The organism is Pseudonocardia ammonioxydans (assembly GCF_900115005.1).
GTDB classification, from domain to species: domain Bacteria; phylum Actinomycetota; class Actinomycetes; order Mycobacteriales; family Pseudonocardiaceae; genus Pseudonocardia; species Pseudonocardia ammonioxydans.
In genome coordinates, this window is the sequence record NZ_FOUY01000028.1 from 54,706 (window position 1) to 78,144 (window position 23,439).

The following is a 23,439-nucleotide window of genomic DNA, read 5'->3' on the forward strand; positions in this document are numbered from 1 at the left end:
CCGTCCCGATCTCGTCGGGGGTCGCCGCTACCGTGCGGAGCGTGCTGGAGCTGCATCGGGCCGAACGGGCCGACACCCTCGTCGACGCGCTGGCCGGCGTGCTCGCGACGGGCTCCGCGGACCCGTTCGCACCCGAGGTGGTCGCGGTCCCGGAGCGGGGTGTCGAGCGGTGGCTGGCCCAGCGCCTGTCGCACCGGCTCGGTGCGGGCTCCGGCTCCGGCGGCGTCTGCGCCAACGTGCTGTTCCCGTCGCCCGCGGGGCTGCTCGGGGAGGTCGTCGACACGGTCACCGGGTCCGATCCCGAGTCCGATCCGTGGGCCCCGGCGCGCGCGGTGTGGCCGCTGCTGGAGCTGATCGACGACGCGGTGGGCTCCGGTGCGGAGCGGTTCTCCGGGTTGTCGGCGCACCTGGAGCGGGGCGGGCACGGCCGCCGGTACGCACTGGCCCGCTCGCTGGCCGGGCTGTTCGGCTCCTACGCGACGCACCGGCCCGCGCTGCTGCGCCGCTGGCTCGACGGCACCGACGCGGTGCCGGACGACCTGGCCTGGCAGCCGGAGCTGTGGCGGCGGCTGCGGTCCCGGCTCGGCGTTCCCGGCCCGGCCGAACGGCTCGACGAGGCCGTCTCCGCGCTGCGCGACGGCGCCTGCCCGGGTCCGGTCCCGCCACGGCTGTCGCTGTTCGGGCCGACCCGGCTCGCGGCCGAGCACCTGGCCGTGCTGGAGGCGCTGGCAGTGCACCGCGACGTGCACCTGTGGCTGCCGCACCCCTCCCCCGTGATGTGGGACGCGGTGCGCGCCGCCCGGCCGGTCGAGCCACCGGCCCGTTCCGGCGACGACAGCGCGGCCCGGGTCCGCTTCCCGCTGCTGCGCTCGCTCGGCCGCGACGTCCGGGAGCTGGCGCTGCGGCTGCCCGCCGCCGGGCCCGGGGTCGTCGACACCCACCATCCGGCGCCCGGCCCGGACGGCCCGCCGACCCTGCTGCGGCGGCTGCAGCAGTCGCTGCGCGACGACGCCCGTCCACCGGCCCCCGACCAGCGGCCGCTGCTCGACGAGACCGACCGCAGCGTCGTGCTGCACTCCTGCCACGGGCCCGACCGGCAGGTCGAGGTGCTGCGCGAGGCGCTGCTCGGGCTGCTCGCCGCCGACGAGACCCTCGAACCGCGCGACATCGTCGTCATGTGCCCGGACATCGAGGTGTTCGCCCCGCTGATCACCGCCTCGTTCGGGCTCGCACCCGATCCGTCGGCCCCCGACGGGGCCGGCCCGGCGCGCGACGAGCTGCATCCCGGGCACCTGCTGCGGGTCCGGCTGGCCGACCGGGCGCTGCGCCAGGCGAACCCGCTGCTCGGCACGGTCTCCACGCTGCTGGAGCTCGCCGGGTCCCGGCTCACCGCCACCCAGGTGCTGGACCTGGTCTCCTCCGGCCCGGTGCGGCGCCGCTTCCGGTTCGACGACGACGCGCTCGAACGCCTCTCCGAGCTGGTCACCGCGGCCGGGATCCGCTGGGGCCTCGACGCCGAGCACCGTGCCCCGTACCGGCTCGAGGGGATCGAGCAGAACACCTGGCGCGCGGGCCTGGACCGGCTGCTGGTGGGCGTCGCCATGGCCGAGACACCCGGCGCCCCCGCCTGGCTCGGCACGGCGCTGCCGCTGGACGAGGTGGACTCCTCCGACGTCGACGTCGTCGGGCGGCTCGCCGAGTTCGTCGACCGGCTGGGCACCGTGCTCGACGCGCTGCGCGGGCCGCAGCCGCTGTCGGCCTGGATCGCGGCCCTGGAGGAGGGGCTGGCCGCGCTCACCGACACCCCGCCGTCCGAGGCCTGGCAGGCCGGCCAGGCCCGCGCCGAGCTGGCCGACGTGCTGCACTCGGCCGGCCCGCAGGCCGGGTCGGTCGACCTGCACCTGCCCGACGTCCGCGGCCTGCTGGCCGAGCGGTTGCGCGGGCGCCCCAGCCGGGCGAACTTCCGCACCGGCACCCTCACCGTCGCGACGCTGGTGCCGATGCGCGCGGTCCCGCACCGCGTGGTGTGCCTGCTCGGCTGCGACGACGGTGTCTTCCCCCGGGCCGGCGCCGCCGACGGTGACGACGTCCTCGCCCGCGACCCCGTGGTCGGCGAGCGCGACCCCCGCGGCGAGGACCGCCAGCTGCTGCTGGACGCGATCTGCTCGGCGACCGAGCACCTGGTCGTCGTCAGCTCCGGGGCCGACGAGCGGACGGGGGCCGAGCGGCCGCCGGCGGTACCGATCGGCGAGCTGTGCGACGCGATCGACGCCTGCGTGCGCACCGGCTCCGGTGACCGGGCCTCGGTCGCGCTGCGGGCCCGGCACCCGCTGCAGCCGCACCACCGGGACAACTTCCTGCCGGGCACGCTGCTGGCCGAGGGTCCGTTCAGCTTCGACCGGGCCGCCCTGCGCGGCGCCGAGGCGGTGCGCGGCCCGCTCCGGGAGGAGCCGCTGTTCCCGTCCGCGCCGCTGCCCGCCTCGGAGATCGACGCCGGCACCGTGGAGCTGGACGATCTGATCGGTTTCGTCGAGCACCCGGTCCGCGCGTTCCTGCGCCAGCGGGTCCGGGTGCTGGCCCCCGGGGAGAACGACGAGCCCGACGACGCGCTGCCGGTCGAGCTCGACGGGCTGGCGTCCTGGAAGATCGGCGACCGGCTGCTCGCCGACCGGCTCGCCGGTGCCCCGCCGCAGGCCGTGGCACGCGCCGAGACCCTGCGCGGCGACCTGCCACCGGGCGGGATCGGGGGCCGCATCCTGACCGAGGTCGGCGGCCGGGTGGAACCGCTGGTCGCGCTGGCCGCGTCGGTCCGGACCGGGGACGCCGGCTCGCAGGACCTGGTGGCCCCGCTGACCGGGGTCGCCGGGAGCGCGGGCAGCGGGGAGGTCACGGTCGCCGGGACGGTGCCCGGCCTGCACGGTGACGTGGTCGTGCGGGTGGAGTACTCGCGGCTCAAGGCCAAGCACCGGCTGCGGGCCTGGGTGCAGGTGCTGGCGCTGACCGTCGCGCACCCGGACCGGCCGTGGACGGCGGTGACGATCGGGCGGGGCAGCGGTGGCGCGGCCCGCTCCACGCTGGGGCCGGTCGACCCGGCGCGGGCGCGGGCGGTGCTCACCGACCTGGTGGAGCTGCGGCGGGAGGGGCTGTGCGAAGCGCTGCCGCTGCCCACCGACGCGGCCGCGGTCTACGCCCGCAACCGCGCCCGCGGGGTGGTGCCGGCGAACGCCTTGTCCGCCGCCGACGCCGAGTGGTCGAAGTTCGAGCGCGACGACGCCGCGCACGTCTTCGTCCGCGGGGCGCGCGCCCCGCTGCCGGTGGGCCCGCCCGGCGGGCATCCCCCGGGGCCCGAGCCGACCCGGTTCGGGTCGCTCGCCGTACGGCTGTGGGCTCCGCTGCTCGACCACGAGAGGCAGGACGCACCGTGAGCACGACCGCGGTCCTCTCCGCCCCCACGTTCACCGTGGACGGCCCGCTGCCGTCCGGCACGGTCGTGCTGGAGGCGAGCGCCGGGACCGGCAAGACCTACACGATCGCCGCGCTGGCCACCCGGTACGTGGCCGAGGGGGTCGCCGGGCTGGACCGGCTGATGCTGGTGACCTTCGGCCGGGACGCCACCCAGGAGCTGCGCGAGCGGGTGCGCGAACGGCTGGTCGGCACCGAACGTGCGCTCGCCGCGGTACTCGCGGGCGGCCCGGCCCCGTCGCCCGGGTCCGACCCGGTGGTGGCCCTGCTCGCCGACGGCGACCCGGCCGAGATCGAGCAGCGCCGGGCGCGGCTGGCCGACGCCGCGGCGTCGTTCGACGCGGCCACCATCGCCACCACCCACCAGTTCTGCAGCCAGATGCTGGCCGGGCTCGGCGTGGCGGGGGACAACGACCCGGACGCCGAGTTCGTCGAGCACGTCGACGACGTGGTCACCGAGGTCGTCGACGACTTCTACGTCCGCAAGTACGCGAGCCCGAAGGCGGGCCGGCCCGCGTTCACCCGGACCGAGGCGCTGGCGCTGGCCCGGCGCGCGGTCGGCGACCCGCAGGCCGAGCTCGAGCCGCGCGACGCCGACCCGGACTCGGTCGCCGCCACCCGGTACGGGTTCGCCACCGCCGTCCGGCGCGAGGTGGACGCCCGCAAGCGCCGGCTGCGGATCTACAGCTACGACGACATGCTCTCGCGCCTGGCGGCGGCGCTGCGCGACCCGGTGCGCGGGCCGGCGGCCCGGGAGCGGCTGCGCTCGCGGTACTCCGTGGTGCTCGTCGACGAGTTCCAGGACACCGACCCGCTGCAGTGGGAGATCCTCTCGCACGCCTTCCACGAGGCGCCGAGGACGACGCTGGTGCTCATCGGCGACCCGAAGCAGGCGATCTACGCGTTCCGCGGGGCCGACGTGCACAGCTACCTGCGTGCCGCGGAGGCCGCGACGCAGCGCCGGACCCTGGACACCAACCGGCGCAGCGACGCCGCGCTGCTGGAGTCGCTCGACGCGGTGTTCGGCGAGGCCGCACTCGGCGACGACGGCATCGTGGTGCACCGGGTCGCCGCGGCGCACCACGGCCGCCGCCTCGTCGCGGCGCAGGACGCCCCGCTGCGGCTGCGCACCGTCGACCGCGACCGCCTCGACCTCACCGGCCGCGGGCTCGGGCGGGCACCGGGCGCGCGGCAGGTCGTGGCCCGCGACGTCGCGCTCGACCTGTCCCGGCTCCTCGACGGGTCGGCCCGCTACGCGGGCCGGGAGCTGCGGCCCGGTCAGGTGGCGGTGCTGGTCCGGACCAACGCCCAGGGCCAGCTCGTCCGCGACGCCTGCGCCGACGCGGGGGTGCCCGCGGTACTGACCGGCTCCACCAGCGTGTTCACCACCCCGGTCGCCCAGGACTGGCTGACCCTGCTGGAGGCCGTCGAGCAGCCGCAGCGGTCGCTGCGGCTGCGGACGGCGGCGCTCACCCGGTTCGTCGGGTACACGGTCGCCGACCTGTGCGGGCCCGACGCCGACCGGCTGGTCGACCAGCTGGGCGCGGACCTGCGCGCCTGGCACCAGGTGCTCGCCGACCGCGGGGTCGCCGCGCTGCAGGAGGCGGTGTTCGCCCGCTATTCCCCGGCGCAGCGCCTGCTGGGCCGCCCCGACGGCGAGCGGGACCTCACCGACCTGCGCCACATCGGGCAGGTGCTGCACTCCGCCGCACTGGAACGCCACCTCGGCCCGACCGCGCTCACCGAGTGGCTGCGGCACCGGATCGGGGAGGCCGCGCGGGACACCTCGGCCGAACGGAGCCGGCGCCTGGAGTCCGATGCGGACGCGGTGCAGATCGTCACCGTGCACCGGTCGAAGGGCCTCGAGTTCCCGGTGGTCTACCTGCCGTTCGCCTGGGACCGCTGGGTCAACGACACCCCGGACCCGCTGCTCTACCACGACGCGGCGGACGGGCGGCCGCGCCGGCTGCTCGACGTCGGCGGGCCCAGCGGGCCCGACCGCGCCCGCCGCACGGCGCTGCACCAGGCCGAGGAGGCCGGTGAGGACCTGCGGCTGCTGTACGTGGCGCTGACCCGCGCCTGCAGCCAGGTCGTCGCGTGGTGGGTGCCCGCGACGACGACCGCGTCGTCGTCACTGCACCGGATGCTGTTCGGCCACCACCGCGGGGGCTGCGAGCCGGAGGCCGCGGCCAAGGTCCCCGGTGACGCCGACGCGGTGCGCCACCTGCGGGAGCGGCTCTCCGGCAGCGGTGTGGTCGTGGAGACCCTGCACGACCGGGATCCGGTCTTCCGGGAGGTCGAGCCCGACGGCGGGCAGCCCGCGGTGGCCGAGTTCCGGCGCACCCTCGACACGGCGTGGCGGCGGACGTCCTACACGGCGCTGACCGCCGCGGCGCACGCCGCGCACCGCTCGCACACCGACGCCGACGACGGGTCGGACGGGGAGCCGGCAGCCCCGCCGGGGGTCCTCACCGAGCCGGAGGTCGAGGGGGTCCGCGACGAGCCGCAGGCCGCGGCACCCGGTGGGGCCGGTCCGCCCTCCGGACCCGTGTCGCCCGGTTCGGTGCCGTCCGGTTCCGCGCCGCCCGAGGCCGCACCGTCCGGGGCCGGGTCGTCCGAGGCCGGACCGTACGGGACCGCGGCGTCAGAGGCCGGGTCGTCCGGGGCCGCGCCGTCGGGAGCCGCGCCGTCCGGATCGGCCGGTGCCGTTCACCCCGGGGTGTCCGCGGTCGACCCGGCGACGGTCGCGTCCCCGATGGCCGACCTGCCGATGGGCGCCGGGTTCGGCACCCTGGTGCACGCCGTCCTCGAGCACCTCGACACGACCGTCGCCGCGCAGGGCGACGCCGCGCTGCGCGCCGAGCTGGTCCGCCACGTCGGCGACGAGCTGCGCCGCCAGCCCGCCGACGTCGACCCCGAACAGCTCGCGGACGCGCTCGTCCCGGTCCTGCGCACCCCGCTCGGTCCACTCGCCGGCGGGCGCGCGCTCGCCGACGTCGCCCCCGCCGACCGGTTGTCCGAACTGGACTTCGAGCTGCCGCTGTGCGGCGGCGACAGTCCGTCGGGGCGGCTCACGCTGGCCGGGCTCGCCGCGGCGGTGCGCCGGCACCTGGGTCCCGGGGACGTCCTGCACGGCTACGCCGACCGGCTCGACTCCCCCGACCTGGCCGGCCAGCCGCTGCGCGGCTACCTGACCGGCAGCATCGACTCGGTGCTGCGGGTCGACGACCGGTTCCTGGTCGTGGACTACAAGACGAACTGGCTCGGCCCGGCCGGGGCGGCGGGCCGGGAGCCGCTCACCGCGGCGCACTACACGGCGCCGCGGCTGGCCGAGGCCATGGCCGACGCGCACTACCCGCTGCAGGCGCTGCTGTACGCGGTCGCGCTGCACCGCTACCTGCGGTGGCGGCTGCCCGGCTACGACCCGGCGGTCCACCTGGGCGGGGTCGGCTACCTGTTCCTGCGCGGCATGTGCGGCCCGGACACCCCGGTCACCGGGGACGGGCCGATCGCCGCACCCTGCGGGGTCTTCGCCTGGCAGCCGCCGGCGGCCCTGGTGGAGGACCTGTCCGATCTCCTGGACGGAGGCAGCGCATGACCGGCTCCCCGGCGACCACCGGCACCGGAGCCGGCGCGGCCGCGACCAGTGGCACCGCGACCACCGGCGTGACGACCGGCGCCGCGACCGACGACACCGCGCCCACTGACTCCACGCCCACTGGCTCCGCGCCCACCGACACCACGACCGACGGCCCTGGCACCATCGGCGCGGGCGCGGGCACCGCGGGTGGTGCCGGCGAGGGCCGGCCCGGTCACCGGCCACCACCGGAGGCGGTGCCGGAGCGCGACCCCTACGGTCCGCGGGCCGCCCGGACCGCCACCGGGCTCGCGGCGGTGTTCAACGAGGCCGACGTCCTCGCCCCGGGCGACCTGCACGTCGCGCGCCGGCTGGCCCGCCTCGGCGGGCGGGGCGACCCGGTGGGCGTGGCCGGCCCCCGCTCCGCCGAGACCCGCTCCACCGAGACCCGAGCCGCCGAGACCCCGACCGCCGAACCCGAGGAGGTCGTGCTCGCCGCCGCCCTGGCCGTGCGCGCGATCCGCAACGGATCGGTCTGCGTCGACCTCGACACGGTGGCGACGACGACCGCGGGCGAGGGCGAGGTCGCGGTCGACGTCTCCGGCCTGCCCTGGCCGGAGCCGGCCGGCTGGCGTGCCGCCTGCGCGGCCAGCCCCCTGGTCGCCGACGGCGCCGAGGCCGCCGCCGACCGGCCGCTGCGGCTGCTGGGCAACCTGCTCTACCTGGAGCGGTACTGGCAGGAGGAGGAGCTGGTGCGCCGCGAGTTCACCGCCCGCTCCGGCCCGGTGACCGAGGTCGACCCGCAACGGCTGTGCGCGGCACTCGACCGCCTGCTGGACCGGCCGGGGGCCGAACGGCAGCGGCTCGCCGCGGCCGTGGCGGCCCTGCGCCCGGTCACGGTGATCGCCGGCGGGCCCGGCACCGGCAAGACGACCACCGTCGCCCGCCTCCTCGCCGTGCTGCACGACCTGCACCGCAGCGGGGCCGATGCCGGCCGGCCCGGGCTCCGGGTGGCACTCGCCGCGCCCACCGGCAAGGCCGCCGCCCGGCTCACCCAGTCCGTGGCCGACGCCGTCGGCCACCTCCCGCCCGAGGACCGCGCCGCGATCGAGGGGACCACGGCGTCCACGCTGCACCGGCTGCTCGGCTCCCGCGGCGCCTCCGGGCGCTTCCGCCACCACCGCGGCAACCGGCTGCCGCACGACGTCGTGGTCGTCGACGAGACGTCGATGGTGTCGCTGACGATGATGGCGCGACTGCTCGAGGCCGTCCGCCCGGACGCCCGGCTGGTGCTGGTCGGCGACCCCGAGCAGCTGGCCTCGGTGGAGGCCGGTGCCGTGCTCGGCGATCTCGCCGCGGCGGGCGGCCGTCCGGAGCCCGCGCTGCAGGACGCGCTGCAGCGGTGCGGCGCGTTCCGTGCCGAGCGGCCCCGCCCACCGGATTCCGAGGACCCACCGCCGGAGCCGGCCGGCCCCGGCACACCGGGCGACCCGATCCCGATCCGCAACGGGGTCGTGCGGCTGGAACGCAACTGGCGCTTCGGCGGTGCCATCGCCGAGTTCGCCGCCGCGGTGCAGCACGACGACGGCGACGCCGCCATGGAACTGCTGACCGGCGGGTCCGGCGAGCTCACGTTCGTCGCAGCCGACCCGGCCGAGATCGGCCCGGACCGGCTCGGCACGTTCCGGAGCCAGGTCGTCGGGGCCGCCACCGACCTGATCGGCGCCGCCGAGAACGGCGACGTGGACCAGGCGCTGCGCGTCCTCGACGAGCACCGGGTGCTGTGCGGGCACCGACGCGGCCCCTACGGTGTCGCCCGCTGGACCGCCGAGATCGAGCGGTGGCTCGAGGCGGAGCGCCCCGGCTACGACGCCGAGGGCCCCTGGTACCCGGGACGCCCGCTGCTGGTCACCACCAACGACTACGACCTGGGGCTGTTCAACGGCGACACCGGCGTCGTCGTCCGGACCCCGCAGGGACGGCGGGCGGTGTTCCTGCGGGACGGGAAGCCCGCCGAGTTCGAGCCGGCCCGGCTCGGCGGTGTCGGCACTGTCTACGCGATGACCGTGCACCGCAGCCAGGGCAGCCAGTTCAACCGGATCACCGTCGTGCTGCCGCCCGCCGAGTCACCGTTGATGACCCGCGAGCTGCTCTACACCGCGGTCACCCGCGCACGCGGCCACGTCCGGATCATCGGCACCGAGGAGGCCGTCCGGGCCGCGATCGCGCGACCGGCCGGGCGGGCCAGCGGGCTCAAGGAGCGGCTGGCCGGGGCCGGTTGACCCGTCCCCGGCCCGGGCCGGCGGTCAGGTACCGCTGCGCGCGGCCTGATCGCGGCTCTGCCTGCGGCCCGACCGGTAGGCGACGAACACGATCAGTACCAGGCTGAGGTAGAGCGCGTACTTGTCGACGGCCAGGACCACGTCGACCGCGTACTGCCCCAGCCCGTAGCCGAGCCCGGCGACCAGCCCGGTCATCAGGGCCGCGCCGATGGCGTCGAACAGCAGGAAGGTGACCAGGCGCATCCGGCCGAGCCCGGCCAGCGCGAACACCGCGACAGCGGGCACCCCGGGTAGCGCGGCCCCGATGACGACCAGCGGCATCGCCCACGCCGGCCAGCCCCGGACGGCCGCCACGAAGCGCTGCGCACCGTCCCCCGGTGCGAAGAACGTCACGACCTTCGGCCCCCAGCGCCGTCCGGCCAGCCAGAACAGCCAGTCGAACTTGACCATCCCGAACACCCCGGCGACGATCACGAGCCAGAGGTCGACCTCGCCGATCCGGGCGAACGCCGCACCGGCGCCGATCGCGGAGAGGCTGCCGGTGACGAAGCTCAACGCGACCGGGTGCGAGGCCAGCAGGAACGGGCGCAGCGGCAGCGACAGCAGCATGACCGCCATGACCCCGGCCGTGGAGAAGACGAGGATCTTGTCGCCGCGGCTCATCGGGGTGTCCCACGGCACGACGTCACGCCAGGCCTGCTTGGCCGCCTCGATCTCCTCCGGGCTGTACTCCCGGCGTGACCAGCGGCTGCGCCGCCGGGTGGCCGCACCGGCGACGGTGCTGTCCGGCGCGGCGCCGTCACGGTCGCCGGCGTCGCCCGCGTGGTCCGCGCCGCCCGTGCCGTCTCGGTCGTCGGGGCGGGTCCCGCCCGCCGCGTGGTCGGTGCCGGTCGCGCCCCCCGCGTCCCCGGCACCCGCGGCACCGTCGCCGCGGTCGTGGCGCCGCTCCCCGTCGCGCGCTTCCGCTGTCCTCCGGCCCCCGCCGGTCGGCGGATGATCGCCACGGGCGTCCCGTCCGGTCGTGTCGTCGCCGTCCATCGGTCCCCCTCCGCGGCGGCCCGGTCGTTCCGCCACGACACCGAGGTTAGGCGGCGGACGGCTCGGGCACGTCGTCGGCGCGGACGACTCGACGGCCGGCACGGGCTCGTCCCCGGGGAGGAGTCTGCTCGTGAGTGGTTATCGCGGTCAGGACCGCGATAACCACTCACGGGCCGAGGAACGAGGCCTGATCGTCCAGCCAGGAGAACATCCGGGCCTGGGTCAGGCCCGGGGCGAGCGGCTGGCAGTGCACGTCGGCGCCGTCCGCGGCGGTGAAGCGTGCGACCTCGTGCGGGGCGGTGAGCAGCTCCGCGAGCTGGGCGGACTGGCCCGGCCAGAACTGCTCGCCGTCCGGATCGGTGATCAGCAGCGGGGTCCGGATGCGGTCCGCGAGGTCGCGCAGCTGATACCCGCGCACGGCGGTGAACAGGTCGAACGGGTCGGTGATCCCGTACGGCCTCGCCCGGAACGCGAACGTGCGCGCCGTCGCCGGGTCGGCATCGACCTCGGCCATGTACCCGTTGAAGACGTCCTTCTGTCCGGAGTCGAGCAGTTCGATCATCGGCGAGGGCAGGTGCCGGAGCCACGAGGCGGAGACGTCGACGACGCCCGGGTCGGCGACGGCGGCGACGAACCGGTGCTCGAACACGAGCGCGCGGGGCAGCCAGTACCCGGCCTGACTGATCCCGTACGCGGTCAGCCGCGAGGCGTCGACGTCCGGGCGGGCGACCAGCATGTCCACGACGGGCGTCAGCACGGCCTCCCAGTCCGGCCGGAACGGGACGCCCCGCTCGAACAGCATCGACTGCTGGCCCGGGCCGTCGTAGACGAGGGCGTTCCAGTCGCGTTCGAGGGCCCCGGCGCCTGCGGCGGCCCACATCGACGTCAGGGCGCCGTCGCTGCCGTTGGTGATCACGAGCGTCGGCCGTGCCCGCCCGGACGCGTCCGGCCGCAGCAGGTAACCCGGCAGGGTCGTGTCCTCGTAAGCGATCTCGATGGGCAGGTGCCGCCCGCCGGAGCCGGCGATCATCGCGTCCCAGCAGCGGCGGCCGGCCCGGAACGTCGGCAGCAGGACCGCCTCGGCACGCTCGGCCGGCAGCCCGTCGACCGCGGAGAGCGCCCGCGAGTACGCGGCGGAGGCGGCGCGCCAGGCCCAGGTGAGTGCGGTGGGGTCGGACAACGTGGGCGCCATCGCGGCGAGCTGGTCGCCGCGGGCGGTTCAGGCGTCGAACCAGGAGGCCCGGTCGCCGTCGGTGATCGACGCGGCGGTGGCCAGCCACGTCCCGGGGTCGCCGACGCCGTGGGCGGTGTCGCCGAGCGCGCAGCGGAACTCGAAGTCGAAGTCCGGGTCGGTGAAGAACGGCGCGACGGCTGCCGTGCGCGATTCGGTCGTGCTGGTCATGCTGCGCTCCCTCTCGTTCCCCGGCTCACCCCCGGTTCACTGCCCGGCCGGCTGCGGTGTGCCGGCGGTGACGCGGTCCGGGTAGGTGTTGGTGAACCGGATCGTCCACACCAGGACCGCGATCGGGACCACCCAGTTCAGGATCAGATCCAGCAGGTACGGGCTGCCGGTGTCGCCGGCCTGCGCGTCCAGGGCGGTGACCACCAGCGAGGCGGCCCCGATCACGATCAGCGCGACACCCCAGGTCGCGGACAGCACCCGGTTGATCCTCCGGAAGACCGGTGAGTCCCACACCTCGCGCGGAGCCGACATCTTCGCGTAGCCGGCGGTGAACGGTCGCGAGCCCGCGGTCACCAGCACCATCAGCCCCAGCACGACCCCGACCAGCGGGCGGCCCCACTCGTAGAGCCACTGGTCGACCGCCTGCCCGCCGACGAACCCGGTCACGGCCATCACCGTGAACACCACCAGCGAGAAGACGTTGAGCTGCATCGGGTGGTGGCGGACCCCGCCCCACACCAGCGTGATCACGGTGATCGCGACGGCGATCACCGCGCTCCAGGCCACACCGTCCGCCGCGAGCCGCTGGGCGATGAACGCGAAGGCGATCCAGGGCAGGAAACCGGTGGCGATCGTGAGCGGACTCAGTGCCTTCCCGTGCGACGTGCCGGGGGCGGCGGCAGCGGTCATGGCCGGCTCCTCGTTGTTTCGGTGGATCGTGGCTTCGGTGGATCGTGGCTTCGGTGGATCGTGGTCTCGGTGGATCGTGGTTCGGGGCTCGCTCCGTCCGAAACGACTCGCTCCCCCGGCCGTCGGCGTTTCGCCGGCCACCCGGCGGCCGGGCCGGGAGACGGCCCGCAGCCGGTGGGGCCGGACCGGGACCTGAGAGGATTCCGGCGTGCCTGCCGTGACCAGCGCCGGACTGCTCCTGCACCGGACCGGGCCGACCGGGATCGAGATCCTGCTCGGCCACATGGGTGGCCCGTTCTGGGCCCGTAAGGACGCGCACGCGTGGTCGATCCCCAAGGGCGAGCACGGCCCCGGCGAGCCCCCGCTGGACGCGGCGCGGCGCGAGTTCGCCGAGGAGATCGGCGTCCCGCCCCCGGACGGCGATCCGGTCGAGCTCGGCACCGTGCGCCGCTCCGGCAAGGCCGTCACCGCGTTCGCCCTCGACGGCTCCGGCTTCGCCGGCGCCGAGGCCGTCGCGGACCGCCCGGACGACGACACCTGGGTCGAGATCGAGTGGCCGCCCCGCTCGGGTCGGCGGATGCGCTTCCCCGAACTCGACCGTGCGGAGTGGTTCGACCTCGGCACCGCCCGCGAGAAGATCGTCAAGGGGCAGCTGCCGTTCCTGGACCGGCTGGCGGACCTGCTCGGGTGAGCGCCGGCGGTGCCACCACGGGTTGCCCGCCCACCGGAGCGGGTACCCGCCCGCCATGGCGAGCAGCAGCCCCGACGGCCCGCCTGGCAGAGTCGGCGCCATGAGCCGCCGCCATGACCACGACGCCGGGGGCGACCCGGAGACGCTGGCCCGCAAGGCCGAGCTGCGCGACGAGGTCTGGACCGCGCTGACCGAGCAGAAGGCGTCCCGCTTCCCCGGCGCCCGCAACCGCATCTCCAACTTCGTCGGGGCCGAGGCCGCGGCCCGGCGGTTGCGCGAGCTGGACGTCTGGCGCACCGCCCGCACCGTCAAGTCCAACCCGGACTCGGCGCAGCTCCCGGTCCGGCAGTACGCCCTGGAGGACGGCAAGACCGTCTACATGGCCGTCCCGAAGCTGGCCGAGGAGGACCCGTTCTTCCTGCTCGATCCGGACCATCTGGCCGACCCGCCCCGGCGCGCGGTGTCGATCAAGAACGCGACCCGGTCGGCCCGCCGGGTCGCCGTCGACGAGCTGGAACCGGTCGACGTCGTCGTCACCGGCTGCGTCGCCGTCGGGGCCGACGGCGCCCGGCTCGGCAAGGGCGGCGGCTTCGCGGACCTGGAGTTCGCGCTCGCCCGCGAGGCCGGGCTGATCTCGGACGACACCCTGGTCGTCACCACGGTGCACGAGCTGCAGCTGCGCGACGCCGGCGTCGTCCCGTGGGCCTCGCACGACGCCCCGGTCGACCTCGTGGTCACCCCGGACCGGGTGATCGACTGCCGGGAGCACCGGCGGACCCGCCCGGACAGCGGCATCGTGTGGGACTCGCTGACCGAGGAGAAGATCGAGGCCATCCCACTGCTGGGACGGCTGCGAAAGGAGGCCCGACGGTGAGCGTCGAGATCGTGACCGAACGCGGGGACATCACCGAGGCCGAGGTCGACGCCGTGGTCAACGCGGCCAACTCGACCCTGCTCGGCGGCGGCGGGGTCGACGGGGCGATCCACCGCCGCGGGGGCCCGGACATCCTCGCCGAGTGCAAGCGGCTGCGCGCCGACACCTACCCCGACGGGTTGCCGACCGGGCAGGCCGTCGCCACCACGGCCGGCAACCTGCCGGCCCGATGGGTGATCCACACCGTCGGTCCGGTGTACGCGACGAGCGAGGACCGCTCGGACCAGCTCGCGAGCGCCTACCACGAGTCGCTGCGGGTGGCCGACGAGCTCGGGGCGCGCACCGTCGCGTTCCCCGCGATCTCGGCCGGTGTCTACGGCTGGCCGGTCCCGGACGCCGCGCGGATCGCGGTCGAGACCGTCCGTGGTGCCCGCACCGGGGTGTCCCGCGTGCGGTTCGTGCTGTTCAGCGACGACGTCCTGGCGGCGTTCGCGGCGGCCGTAGGGTGAGCGCATGATCACCATCGACGGCCGCTCCCCCGACGTGCACCCCGATGCCTGGATCGCGCCCGGCGCCGTGCTCGCCGGTGACGTGACCGTCGGCGCCGAGTCCGGCGTCTGGTACACGTGCGTGATCCGCTCGGAGTTCGCCCCGATCGTCGTCGGCGCCCGGACGAACGTGCAGGACGGCACGGTGATCCACGCCGACCCCGGCTTCCCCGCCACGATCGGCGACGGGGTCACCATCGGCCACCGCGCGGTCGTGCACGGCTGCACGGTGGAGGACGACGTCCTGGTCGGCATGGGGGCCGTGCTGATGAACGGCGTGCACGTCGGCTCCGGCTCGCTCATCGCCGCGGGCGCGGTGCTCACCCAGGGCACCGTGGTGCCGCCCGGGTCGCTGGTGGCCGGGGTCCCCGGGAAAGTGCGGCGCGAGCTGACCGAGCAGGAGCGGGACTCGATCCCGCTGTCCGCCGCCGCCTACGTCCACCTGCTCGGGCAGCACCGGGACGGGAACGGCTGAGCAACCGCCGGAAGCCGGGACTGCAGCACGGGAGCGTCGTCCCAGCAGCAGCACCAGCGCGCCCGGTGCGGTGGCGACCAGCCCGAGCACCCCGTAGACCACCGCCGCGGCCAGGCCCTCCGCGGCCGGGAGCCCGACGGCGGCGAACCCGGCCGCCGCGGCCGCCTCACGCGGGCCCCAGCCGCCCACGCTGAACGGCAGGGTCATCGCCGCCATCGCCAGCACCAGCAGCGGGAGCAGCTCGGCGGTACCGGCGCTCGCCCCGGCCGTGCGGGCGGCGAGGACGAACATCAGCAGGTAGCTGCCCAGGCCCAGGGCCGAGGCGAGCAGCACCGCGACCACCCGCCGGGCCCGGGCGAGCGCACGGATCTCGGCGAGCACCCCGGGCAGCCGTGCCCGCAGCACCCTGCCGAGCAGCACCACGGCCACGACCACCACCGGGAGCCCGAGCAGCACCAGCCACCCCGGCCCGCCGGGCACCGCGTCGACGGCCGCGTGCAGCAGGCCGGGACGGGCGGCGAGCACACCCACCGCGACGGCGACGAGCACCACCTGCCCGGCCAGCCGCTCGAGCAGCACGGCCCGTACCCCGGCTCCGACCCGGCCGACCCGGCGGCCGTGCCCGACCGCCCGGTGCACGTCGCCCAGGACGCCGGCCGGCAGCACCGAGTTGAGGAAGCTCGCCCGGTAGCAGTCCCCGACCGCCTCGGACCAGCCCAGCCGCAGCCCCAGCGCGCGGGCCACCACGACCCAGCGCCACGCCGTGCAGGCGGTACCGGCCGCGCCGAGGGCGAGCGCGGCGAGCAGGGTGCCGGCCTCGATCGCGCGCAGCCGGTCCAGGAGCTCCCCGGCGCCGACGCCGGTGATCAGCAGCGCGAGCAGTGCCGCACCGAGCGCCGTCCGCAGCACCGGCCGCAGCCACGTCCGGCCCGTCATGGCCGCTCCCCCGCCGCGCTGCCCGTGTCCGGGACGGCCAGCAGGTCGGCGTGCCCGACCCGGACCGTGAGCCGTCCGCGGGCCAGCTCGTCCTCCCGCCGCTCCCGGTACGGGCCGACGACACGGCGCAGCCCGGGACGGTGCGTGCAGGCCGCGTCCAGCCATCCGGCCAGCCACTCGCGCAGCAGCCCGGACCGGTCCGGGCCGAGCCGCCACGGGCTGGGGGCGGTCCGCACCCGGGCGCCCCGCCGGCCGAACGCGGTGACCGCGGCGGACACCGCGTCGGGGCCGAGGAGCCGTCTCGTCCCGGCGCGACGGCGCTGGTGGTCGTCGAACGCGGCCGCGATCGCCGGGTCGAGCGGATCGGGCGGGTCGAGGCGCACCCGTCCGGTGACCGACAGCGTGAGCAGGGCCGGGCAGCCCGCCGTGACACACGCCTCGGCCAGGGCGTCGACCTCGTCGGCGTCGAGCAGGTCCAGCAGCGCCGAGGCGACGACGAGCCCCGTGCCGGCCAGTGCGGCGGCGTCGATCCGGGTCAGGTCACCGGGCGCCGCCTCGCCGGTGACGCCCGCCGGCAGGCCGGCGACCGCGTACTCGAGCAGGCCGGGGTCGCGGTCGTGCAGCACCCAGTGCTGCCCGCCGCGCGGGGGCAGCCGCGGGGCCAGCCAGCGGGCCATCGACCCGGTCCCGCAGCCGAGATCGCGCACCAGCAGCGCACCCGACGACACGGCCCGTGCCACGGGCGGTGTCGCAGCGAGGGACGCGGCCAGGTCCGCGGCGAGCTCGGCGGAGCGCGCGTCGGCGTCGGCGGGCTCGCGCATGGCGAGCCACGCGGGCGGGCACACCTCGGTCCCGGCGGGCCCCTGCAGCGGCGCGCTCACGACAGCACCCGTTCCAGCCGGCCGACCGCCGTCGGCCACCCGTCCAGCTCGGTGCGGCGCCGCCGCGCCGCCGACCGCGCCGCCGCGCGCACCTGCGGGACCGTGAGCCAGGTGCGCAGGCCGCCGGCGAGGGCGTCGACGTCGCCGGGCCCGACGAGCAGGCCGGGCACCCCGGCACCCCCCAGGGTGTCCGGAACCCCGCCGACCGCGGTCGCCAGCACCGGCACCGCACGGGCCAGCGCCTCGGTGACGACCATGCCGTAGGACTCGGTCCGCGACGGCAGGACGAGCAGGTCCGCGTCCGCGTAGGCGGCGTCGAGGTCCGGGCGCGTCAGCGGCCCGTCCAGCCGCAGCCGCGGGCCGAGCCCGTGCCGGACCACCGCGGCCCGGACCGCCGCGGCGTGCGCGGGGTCCCGCCCGTCCGGGCCGGCCAGGCGCAGCGTCCACGCCAGGTCCGCGCACCGGGCCAGGGCCTCGACCAGCAGGTCGTGGCCCTTGGTCGGGCTCAGCGCGCCGACGGCCAGCAGCCGGGTGCCCGGCTCCCGGGCGGCGGTCTCCGGTGCCGGGTCCACCCCGGGTGGCACCACGTGCACGCGGCCCGGGTCCACGCCGTGCTGCTCGACGACACGGCGTGCGGTCCACGGGCCGGTGGTCACCACCGCCGCCGCCAGGTGCAGCGCGGCGCGCTCGCGGTCCCGGCGATCCTCCGCGACGGCGGCGCCGAGCCCGCGCTCGTCACCGAGCGGCAGGTGCACGAGCACGAGCGCCCGCACCCGTCCGGCGTGCCGGGCCAGCACCTCGGGTGCCCCGCAGATCACCAGCCCGTCGAGCAGCACGTCGTCGCCGTCGGGGACGGCGTCCAGCGCGGCGTCGAGCCGGTCCCGCGCGGCCGGCGCGGCGTCCGGCCAGTCGCCCGGGACCGCGTGCTCGTGCACCGTGCGGCCCGCGGCCACCAGCCCGGCGCAGATCCGCCGGTCGTAGACGTTGCCACCGCTGGGCGCGGCCGGGTCGTCGATCCCGGCCGGGACCACGACGTGCACCGGCCCGGCGGACCGGACGGCCGCGGTCGGGTGGACCGCGGGAGCGGCTCGGGGCCTGCTCACAGTTCCCGCTCGTAGCTCGCCCACGCCACGTGCGACTCGTGCAGGGTCACCGCGAGTCCGGTCAGCCCCGCCGCCCCGGGCCCGAGCGCGCCCGCGGCGATCCGCTCGGCGAGCCGGTCCGCGATCGTGCGGGCGAGGAACTCGGTGGTGGTGTTGAGCCCGGCGAACTCGGGGTGCTCGTCGAGGTCGCGGTGGTTGAGGTCGGCCAGCGTCGCGCTCAGCTGTGCCGTGGCCAGCGCGATGTCGACCACGATGCCGTCCGCGTCGAGCTCGCGGCGCCGGAACGTCGCGTCGACCAGGTAGGTGGCCCCGTGCCGCTGCTGCGCAGGTCCGAACACCTCCCCACGCAGGCTGTGCGCGATCATGACGTGGTCTCGGACGGTGATGCTGAACAACGCGCTCTCCCGGGGGCCGGAGGGGTGGAGGGAGTCACTGCTCCCCGTACCGGACACGGATGCCGAGCCCGCGCGGTTCACCGGTCGCCTCCCGCGCCAGCACCTGCGGCAGGTCCTCGAGCCGGCGCTCGTCGCCGATCAGGGCGTCGAACCGGGGGTCGGCGAGCAGCCGCAGGGCCAGCGCCATCCGGTCGGCGTAGCCACGCCGGGCCCGCCGCGGCGACACCGTGCCGACCTGGCTGGCCCGCACGGCCAGTCGCCGGCTGTGGAAGGCACCGCCGAGTGCGAGCTCGACCGGGCGGGAGCCGTACCAGCTCAGCTCGACGACCTCGCTGTCCGGCGCCAGCAGCTCCAGGGAGCGCTGCAGGCCGGCGGCGGTGGCGCTGGCGTGCACCACGAGGTCGCAGTCTCGGGTCGCGTCCGCCGGCGTGGCGAACCCGACGCCGAGCGCCTCGGCGACCGCGGCGCGGGCGGGGTCGGTGTCGACCAGCTCGACCCGGGCGCCGGGGAGCCCGGCGAGCACCCCGGCGACCGCGGAGCCGACCATGCCCGCGCCGACGACGGCGATCCGGTCGCCGACCAGCGGCGCCGCGTCCCAGACCGCGTTCACCGCGGTCTCCACGGTGCCGGCGAGCACCGCCCGGCCGGGCGGGACGTCGTCCGGGACCGGGGTCACCGCGTCGGCGGGGACGACGAACCGGCTCTGGTGCGGGTACAGGCAGAACACCGTGCGCCCGACGAGCCCGGGCGGCCCCTGCTCGACGTCGCCCACGGCGAGGTAGCCGTACTTCACCGGGGCCGGGAACTCGCCCTCCTGGAACGGGGCCCGCATGGTGTGGTGCTCGCTCACCGGCACCTCGCCGCGGAAGACCAGCGCCTCGGTGCCCCGGCTGAGGGCGGTGTACCGGGTGCGGACCAGGACCTCGTCCGGCCCGGGCTCGGGCACCGGCACCGTGCGGACCTCCCCGCGGCCCGGTTCGGCGACCCAGAACGCGCGCGCCTCACCGCTCATGGGCGGCGAGAGTAGTGCGTGCACCCGGCCCGGCATTCACGCGACCGGTTCGCCGCCGATCGCGTAGCGTCACCGGCAGTGACCGGGATCACTGAGCACCGGCGAGGGCCGGTGCGGGACGGGTGGCGCGACCGGGGGCCGCATGCGGACGACGACGGGAACGGCGGAGGTGCCGACGGTGGGTGCGCCCGCGACGACGGACGCCCGGGCGGGGCGTCCCCACGTGCTGGCGTCGGTGGCGATGTCGCTGGACGGCTACATCGACGACACCGGCCCCGGCACGCTGGTGCTCTCCGACGCCGAGGACCTGGACCGGGTGGACGCGGTCCGCGCCGGGGTGGACGCGATCCTCGTCGGGGCCGGGACGGTGCGGGCCGACGACCCTCGCCTGCTGGTGCGCTCCGGCCGCCGCCGCGACGAGCGCGTCGCCGCGGGCCGGCCGGCCTCGCCGCGGCGGGTCGTGCTGTCCGCGAGCGGCGGGCTGGACCCGTCGGCAGCGGTGTTCGTCCGCCACGACGGCCTGCCACCGACGCTCGTGCACGCCGCCTCCCCCGCGGTGACCGGGTTGCGGGCCCGGCTCGGCGAGGCGGCCGAGGTGGTCGACGCCGGTGACCCGCCCTGCCCGGCCACGGTGCTGGCCGACCTCGCCGGACGCGGTGTGGAGCGGCTGATGATCGAGGGTGGCGGCGCGGTGCACACCGCGTTCCTCACCGCCGGGCTGGTCGACGAGCTGCAGGTGGTGGTGGCGCCGTTCTTCGTCGGCGACGCCCGCGCGCCCCGCTTCGTCCGCGACGGCGGCTTCCCGCAGGGGTCGGACCGCCGGATGCGGCTGGTCGAGGCCCGCCCGATCGGGGACCTCGTCCTGCTGCGCTACGCGGTCCGCGGCACCTGACCCCCGCTCGCGGCGACCGGCCGGTTCACCGGCCGAAGGCCGTCAGGAACCGGTCGCGGAAATCCTCCATCGGCCACACCGGGGCGTCCGGCGGGGGCCGCAGCCCGGGCGTCCACCCCCAGGCGGCGACCCGGTCGAGCACCGCGCGGTCCCGGGTGACGATCGAGATCGGGACGTCGCGGCCGGCATCCGGGCCGGTCACCGCCGTGACCGGCTGGTGGTCCCCGAGCAGCACGACGACCAGATCATCGGGGTCGGCAGCGCCGGCGCCGGAGCGCTCGACCCAGCCGAGCAGGCTCCGCAGGGAGTACGCGAGCGAGCCCAGGTAGTCCGCGCGGATTCCGGCGGTGTCCCCCGAGAAAATCGACTCGAAGGCCCGCTGCCCGCGGGCGTGGGGCGCGTAGACCGAGCCGTCGCCCAGCTGCGCCCACGGCAGCAGCGGCGGCACCGGCGTCCACGGCGCGTGGCTGGAGGTCAGCGCGATCTCGGCCAGCAGCGGGCCCCGGCCGGGGCGGTCGTACTCGAGCCGGGAGAAGGCCGCGAGCGCGTACTGGTCGGGCATCGGCGACCAGCTGAACGGCGGCCCCGCGTAGTCCAGGCCGTCGCGGGCGTGCACCCGCTGGTGGCCGTAGAACGACGCCTCCGGCCAGGCCCGGGTCGTGCCCGGCATGACCGCGGTCGTCTCCCAGCCGGCGTCGCGGAAGGCGCGGGTCAGGGTGAGCCGGTCGGAGGCGGTGAGCCGGTCGTGCCGGCCCTGGTCGTCGATCCGCAGCCCGGAGAACAGCGTGGCGTGGGCCAGCCAGCTCCCGCCGCCGCTGATCGGCGCGGTGAGGAACCCCGACCGCGACGCGAACCCGGCGGCGCCCAGCGCACGGTCCCCGGCGGCGAGCACGGGTGCGATCCGCGGGGCCATGGCCGGGTCCTCGACGGCCGAGCGCCCGTAGCTCTCCACCACCGCGAACACCACGTCCTTGCCCCGCAGCGCGGTGAGCAGCCCGTCGGCGGGCACGCCCGCGAAGGCGTCCTGCGCGGCCTCGGCGGCGAACGCCCGGTCGTCACGGATCGCGGCGGGCACCGTCGCGATCCGGTCGCGCACCTGGGCGACGCCGTCGGCGGCGGCGAGCGGCACGCCCGGCACCGGCGGGATACCCGCCCCGGCCCAGATCACCAGCCACGCCGCGGCGAGCACGGCCGCCCCCGGCAGGGTCACCGCGCGGTGCCGGGCGGCGAGGCCACCGAGCCGCGCCACCGCCCAGGCCGTCGCCACCAGCAGCCCGGCGACGGCGGCCACGGCACCGATCGTGGCGGCGACCGCCCCCGCCGCCCCGGCCGCGCCCTGCACGAACTCCCGGGCGTTGCCCAGCAGCACCCGGTCCGACACCGGGTCGAAGGGGCGGTCCAGGAACGTCCGGAACCCGAGGTCGAGCAGCTTCAGCACGCCGACCAGGGCGAGCACGACACCCGCGAGGACCGCGACGACCCGGCGGGGCCGGGCGGGGAGCACCGCGAGCACCGCGGCACCGACCACGGCCTCGATCGGCAGCCGGACGAACGCCGACGGCTCCAGTGCGAGCGGATCGGTCGGCAGCACGAGTATCCCGCCGACCAGGACGACCGCGGCCACGGTGAGCAGGCCCGCCGCGGCGGCCCGCCGGCGGAACGGGTGCTCGCCGGCGACCCGCCACCGGTGGGCCACCGACGTGCCGAACGACCACAGCAGCGCGGCCAGGGCCAGCGCCAGTGCCGCGCGCTCCACCAGGCCGGGAAGCACCCGGGCGGCCGCGACGACGAGCACGACCCCCTGCACCGCCGCGACGACCTTGGCCGAGCGTCGGACCGGCAGGTCGCCGTCCAGCCACGGCAGCACCCGGCCCGCGGCCGCGTAGGCGTAGCGCATCAGGCCCAGCGCGACCACCCACCCGGCACCCGAGACGAGCGCGACGTGCACCGACAGCACCAGCAGCAGCAGCGCGTCGGTCTCCATGTCGAACCGCGCGCCCAGCGCGGTCGCGGTACCGGTGCGGCGGGCGACGGGCCCGTCCACCACGTCGAGGACGAGCGCGACCGACGCCAGCACGACCAGCGCGACCCGGCCCGCGCCGTCCAACCCGGTGAGCGTGGCGACGCCGACCACCAGCACCCCGCGGGCCAGCGTCACCGACCCGGCGGGACCGAGGGTCCGGGATCCGGCCGTGCGGGCGGCCCGCACCAGGACCGCGGCCCCCGCCACCGCGAGCACCACGCCGGCGGTGCCGCGGACGACCCCGACCCCGACCCATTGGGCCGGACCCGCGAGCACGACGGCCAGCAGCACCGCACCCGCCGTCAGCTGCCGGGCGAGCGACGGGGCGACCACGGCGGCCGGGATCCGGGGGGACACCGCGCCCAGGGTGCCCGAGCCCCGCCCCCGGCGGGGCGGTGCGCCGGCTCAGGGAGCCGGGCGGGCGTAGACGTCCCCGGAGCGGGCCAGCGGGCGTCGCCGGTCGAGCAGCGACGCGAGCTCGCCGGCGTCGAGCCACCGGTCACCGGTCGCGGCGGGGTCCCACCGCATCGTCTCGACCGGTGAGTAGCGGTACACGTGCGTGCCGAGCGCCTCCACCCGGGCGAGCGCGGCGAGCGCGGCGTCGTGCGCCGCGGGCAGGTACTCGAACGACAGCGCCGGGAGCGGCCGGGATAGGCCGGCGAGGACGTCGGCCTCGAACCCCTCGACGTCGATCTTGCAGAAGGCCGGGACACCGTGTGCGGCGACGAGGTCGTCGAGGGTGCGCACCTCGACCGGCACCGTGTCCTCCCAGCGGACCCGGGCGAAGCCGGCGTCGTCGGCGACGGTGCGCCGCCAGTCCTCGGACATCGTCGACACCGTCGGGGTGGCCCGCGAGATCCCGAGCCGGGCGGTGCCGGGCCGCGCGCCGAGCGCGGCGGGCACGACGGTCACACCGTCGTCGCGGGCACTGAACAGCCGGAGCAGCCGCACGAAGTCCGGCTGCGGTTCGACGGCGACGACCCGCACCCCGAGCGCACGCCAGGCCCGCACCCGGTTCCCGGCGTGCGCACCGACGTCGAAGGCGAGATCGCCCGGCCCCAGGAAGGCCGAGTAGAACGCGCGCATGCGCCGCTGCCGCCCCGGTACGCCGTGATAGATCGCGAGCGACCGGGCGATGCCGAAGGCCCGGGTCAGCAC

Annotated in this window: 18 protein-coding genes and 1 pseudogene; 8 read left to right on the plus strand and 11 right to left on the minus strand. The window is 76.9% G+C overall.

Annotated features, from left to right (window positions below):
* Window positions 1–41 precede the first annotated feature (41 nt).
* From recC to recD, 3 genes are read left to right on the plus strand one after another with little or no spacing between them, the layout of a single operon-like run.
* A complete protein-coding gene (gene recC / locus BM093_RS23610; protein ID WP_093349607.1) occupies window positions 42–3,425 on the plus strand; it encodes an exodeoxyribonuclease V subunit gamma in 3,384 nt (1,127 codons plus the stop codon).
* Window positions 3,422–7,060: a UvrD-helicase domain-containing protein gene (locus BM093_RS23615; protein ID WP_093349475.1), complete on the plus strand. Its 3,639-nt coding sequence runs from the start codon at window positions 3,422–3,424 to the stop codon at window positions 7,058–7,060. Before recC ends, BM093_RS23615 begins: the two co-directional genes overlap by 4 nt.
* On the plus strand, window positions 7,057–9,321 hold the full coding sequence (gene recD, locus BM093_RS23620; RefSeq protein ID WP_093349478.1) for an exodeoxyribonuclease V subunit alpha: 2,265 nt from the start codon (window positions 7,057–7,059) through the stop codon (window positions 9,319–9,321). Before BM093_RS23615 ends, recD begins: the two co-directional genes overlap by 4 nt.
* 24 nt (window positions 9,322–9,345) lie before the next feature.
* On the opposite strand, the gene BM093_RS23625 is transcribed toward recD, so the two are convergent.
* The 4 genes from BM093_RS23625 to BM093_RS23635 all read right to left on the minus strand — a co-directional run bounded on the left by BM093_RS23625 (window position 9,346) and on the right by BM093_RS23635 (window position 12,451).
* The gene (locus tag BM093_RS23625) at window positions 9,346–10,359 is read right to left on the minus strand and encodes a DedA family protein (RefSeq protein WP_245773747.1); all 1,014 of its coding nucleotides are present in this window, start codon (window positions 10,357–10,359) and stop codon (window positions 9,346–9,348) included.
* Between the two features lie 166 nt (window positions 10,360–10,525).
* On the minus strand, window positions 10,526–11,551 hold the full coding sequence (locus tag BM093_RS23630; RefSeq protein ID WP_218162900.1) for an alpha/beta hydrolase family protein: 1,026 nt from the start codon (window positions 11,549–11,551) through the stop codon (window positions 10,526–10,528).
* Window positions 11,552–11,578: 27 nt separating this feature from the next.
* The gene (locus BM093_RS36745; protein WP_218162901.1) at window positions 11,579–11,761 is read right to left on the minus strand and encodes a hypothetical protein; all 183 of its coding nucleotides are present in this window, start codon (window positions 11,759–11,761) and stop codon (window positions 11,579–11,581) included.
* Window positions 11,762–11,797: 36 nt separating this feature from the next.
* On the minus strand, window positions 11,798–12,451 hold the full coding sequence (locus tag BM093_RS23635; protein WP_093349483.1) for a DUF3159 domain-containing protein: 654 nt from the start codon (window positions 12,449–12,451) through the stop codon (window positions 11,798–11,800).
* Between the two features lie 208 nt (window positions 12,452–12,659).
* On the opposite strand from BM093_RS23635, the gene BM093_RS23640 reads away from it, so the two are divergent.
* The 4 genes from BM093_RS23640 (at window position 12,660) to BM093_RS36120 (ending at window position 15,039) form a co-directional block, all read left to right on the plus strand.
* Window positions 12,660–13,142 carry an NUDIX hydrolase gene (locus tag BM093_RS23640; RefSeq protein ID WP_093349488.1) on the plus strand — a complete coding sequence of 161 codons (483 nt, stop codon included), beginning with the start codon at window positions 12,660–12,662 and terminating at the stop codon, window positions 13,140–13,142.
* A 100-nt stretch (window positions 13,143–13,242) separates the two neighbouring features.
* Window positions 13,243–14,016 carry a 5-formyltetrahydrofolate cyclo-ligase gene (locus tag BM093_RS23645; protein ID WP_093349491.1) on the plus strand — a complete coding sequence of 258 codons (774 nt, stop codon included), beginning with the start codon at window positions 13,243–13,245 and terminating at the stop codon, window positions 14,014–14,016.
* A complete protein-coding gene (locus tag BM093_RS23650) occupies window positions 14,013–14,525 on the plus strand; it encodes an O-acetyl-ADP-ribose deacetylase (RefSeq protein WP_093349496.1) in 513 nt (170 codons plus the stop codon). Before BM093_RS23645 ends, BM093_RS23650 begins: the two co-directional genes overlap by 4 nt.
* A gap of 4 nt (window positions 14,526–14,529) precedes the next feature.
* Window positions 14,530–15,039 carry a gamma carbonic anhydrase family protein gene (locus BM093_RS36120; protein ID WP_177238660.1) on the plus strand — a complete coding sequence of 170 codons (510 nt, stop codon included), beginning with the start codon at window positions 14,530–14,532 and terminating at the stop codon, window positions 15,037–15,039.
* A 72-nt stretch (window positions 15,040–15,111) separates the two neighbouring features.
* On the opposite strand, the pseudogene BM093_RS36750 reads toward BM093_RS36120, so the two are convergent.
* The 5 genes and pseudogenes from BM093_RS36750 to BM093_RS23675 all read right to left on the minus strand — a co-directional run.
* A pseudogene (locus tag BM093_RS36750) lies at window positions 15,112–15,975 on the minus strand (lysylphosphatidylglycerol synthase transmembrane domain-containing protein); the annotation flags it as partial.
* A complete protein-coding gene (locus BM093_RS23660; protein WP_093349616.1) occupies window positions 15,972–16,796 on the minus strand; it encodes a class I SAM-dependent methyltransferase in 825 nt (274 codons plus the stop codon). The gene BM093_RS23660 and the pseudogene BM093_RS36750, both read right to left, overlap by 4 nt.
* Window positions 16,797–16,852: 56 nt before the next feature.
* Window positions 16,853–17,959: a glycosyltransferase family 4 protein gene (locus BM093_RS23665; protein WP_093349504.1), complete on the minus strand. Its 1,107-nt coding sequence runs from the start codon at window positions 17,957–17,959 to the stop codon at window positions 16,853–16,855.
* Window positions 17,956–18,354, minus strand: a complete 399-nt coding sequence (locus BM093_RS23670) for a 6-pyruvoyl trahydropterin synthase family protein (RefSeq protein WP_093349509.1) — start codon at window positions 18,352–18,354, stop codon at window positions 17,956–17,958. The genes BM093_RS23665 and BM093_RS23670 overlap by 4 nt, the downstream gene beginning before the upstream one ends.
* A 34-nt stretch (window positions 18,355–18,388) precedes the next feature.
* Entirely contained in the window at window positions 18,389–19,366 is a 978-nt protein-coding gene (locus BM093_RS23675) for a zinc-dependent alcohol dehydrogenase (RefSeq protein WP_093349514.1), read from the minus strand.
* A 178-nt stretch (window positions 19,367–19,544) separates the two neighbouring features.
* On the opposite strand from BM093_RS23675, the gene BM093_RS23680 reads away from it, so the two are divergent.
* A complete protein-coding gene (locus BM093_RS23680; RefSeq protein WP_245773749.1) occupies window positions 19,545–20,258 on the plus strand; it encodes a RibD family protein in 714 nt (237 codons plus the stop codon).
* Between the two features lie 25 nt (window positions 20,259–20,283).
* Here BM093_RS23680 and BM093_RS23685 read toward each other — a convergent pair whose 3' ends face one another.
* Both BM093_RS23685 and BM093_RS23690 read right to left on the minus strand, forming a co-directional pair.
* Window positions 20,284–22,638: a CDP-alcohol phosphatidyltransferase family protein gene (locus BM093_RS23685; protein ID WP_093349523.1), complete on the minus strand. Its 2,355-nt coding sequence runs from the start codon at window positions 22,636–22,638 to the stop codon at window positions 20,284–20,286.
* A gap of 48 nt (window positions 22,639–22,686) precedes the next feature.
* A complete protein-coding gene (locus tag BM093_RS23690; protein WP_093349528.1) occupies window positions 22,687–23,439 on the minus strand; it encodes an FkbM family methyltransferase in 753 nt (250 codons plus the stop codon).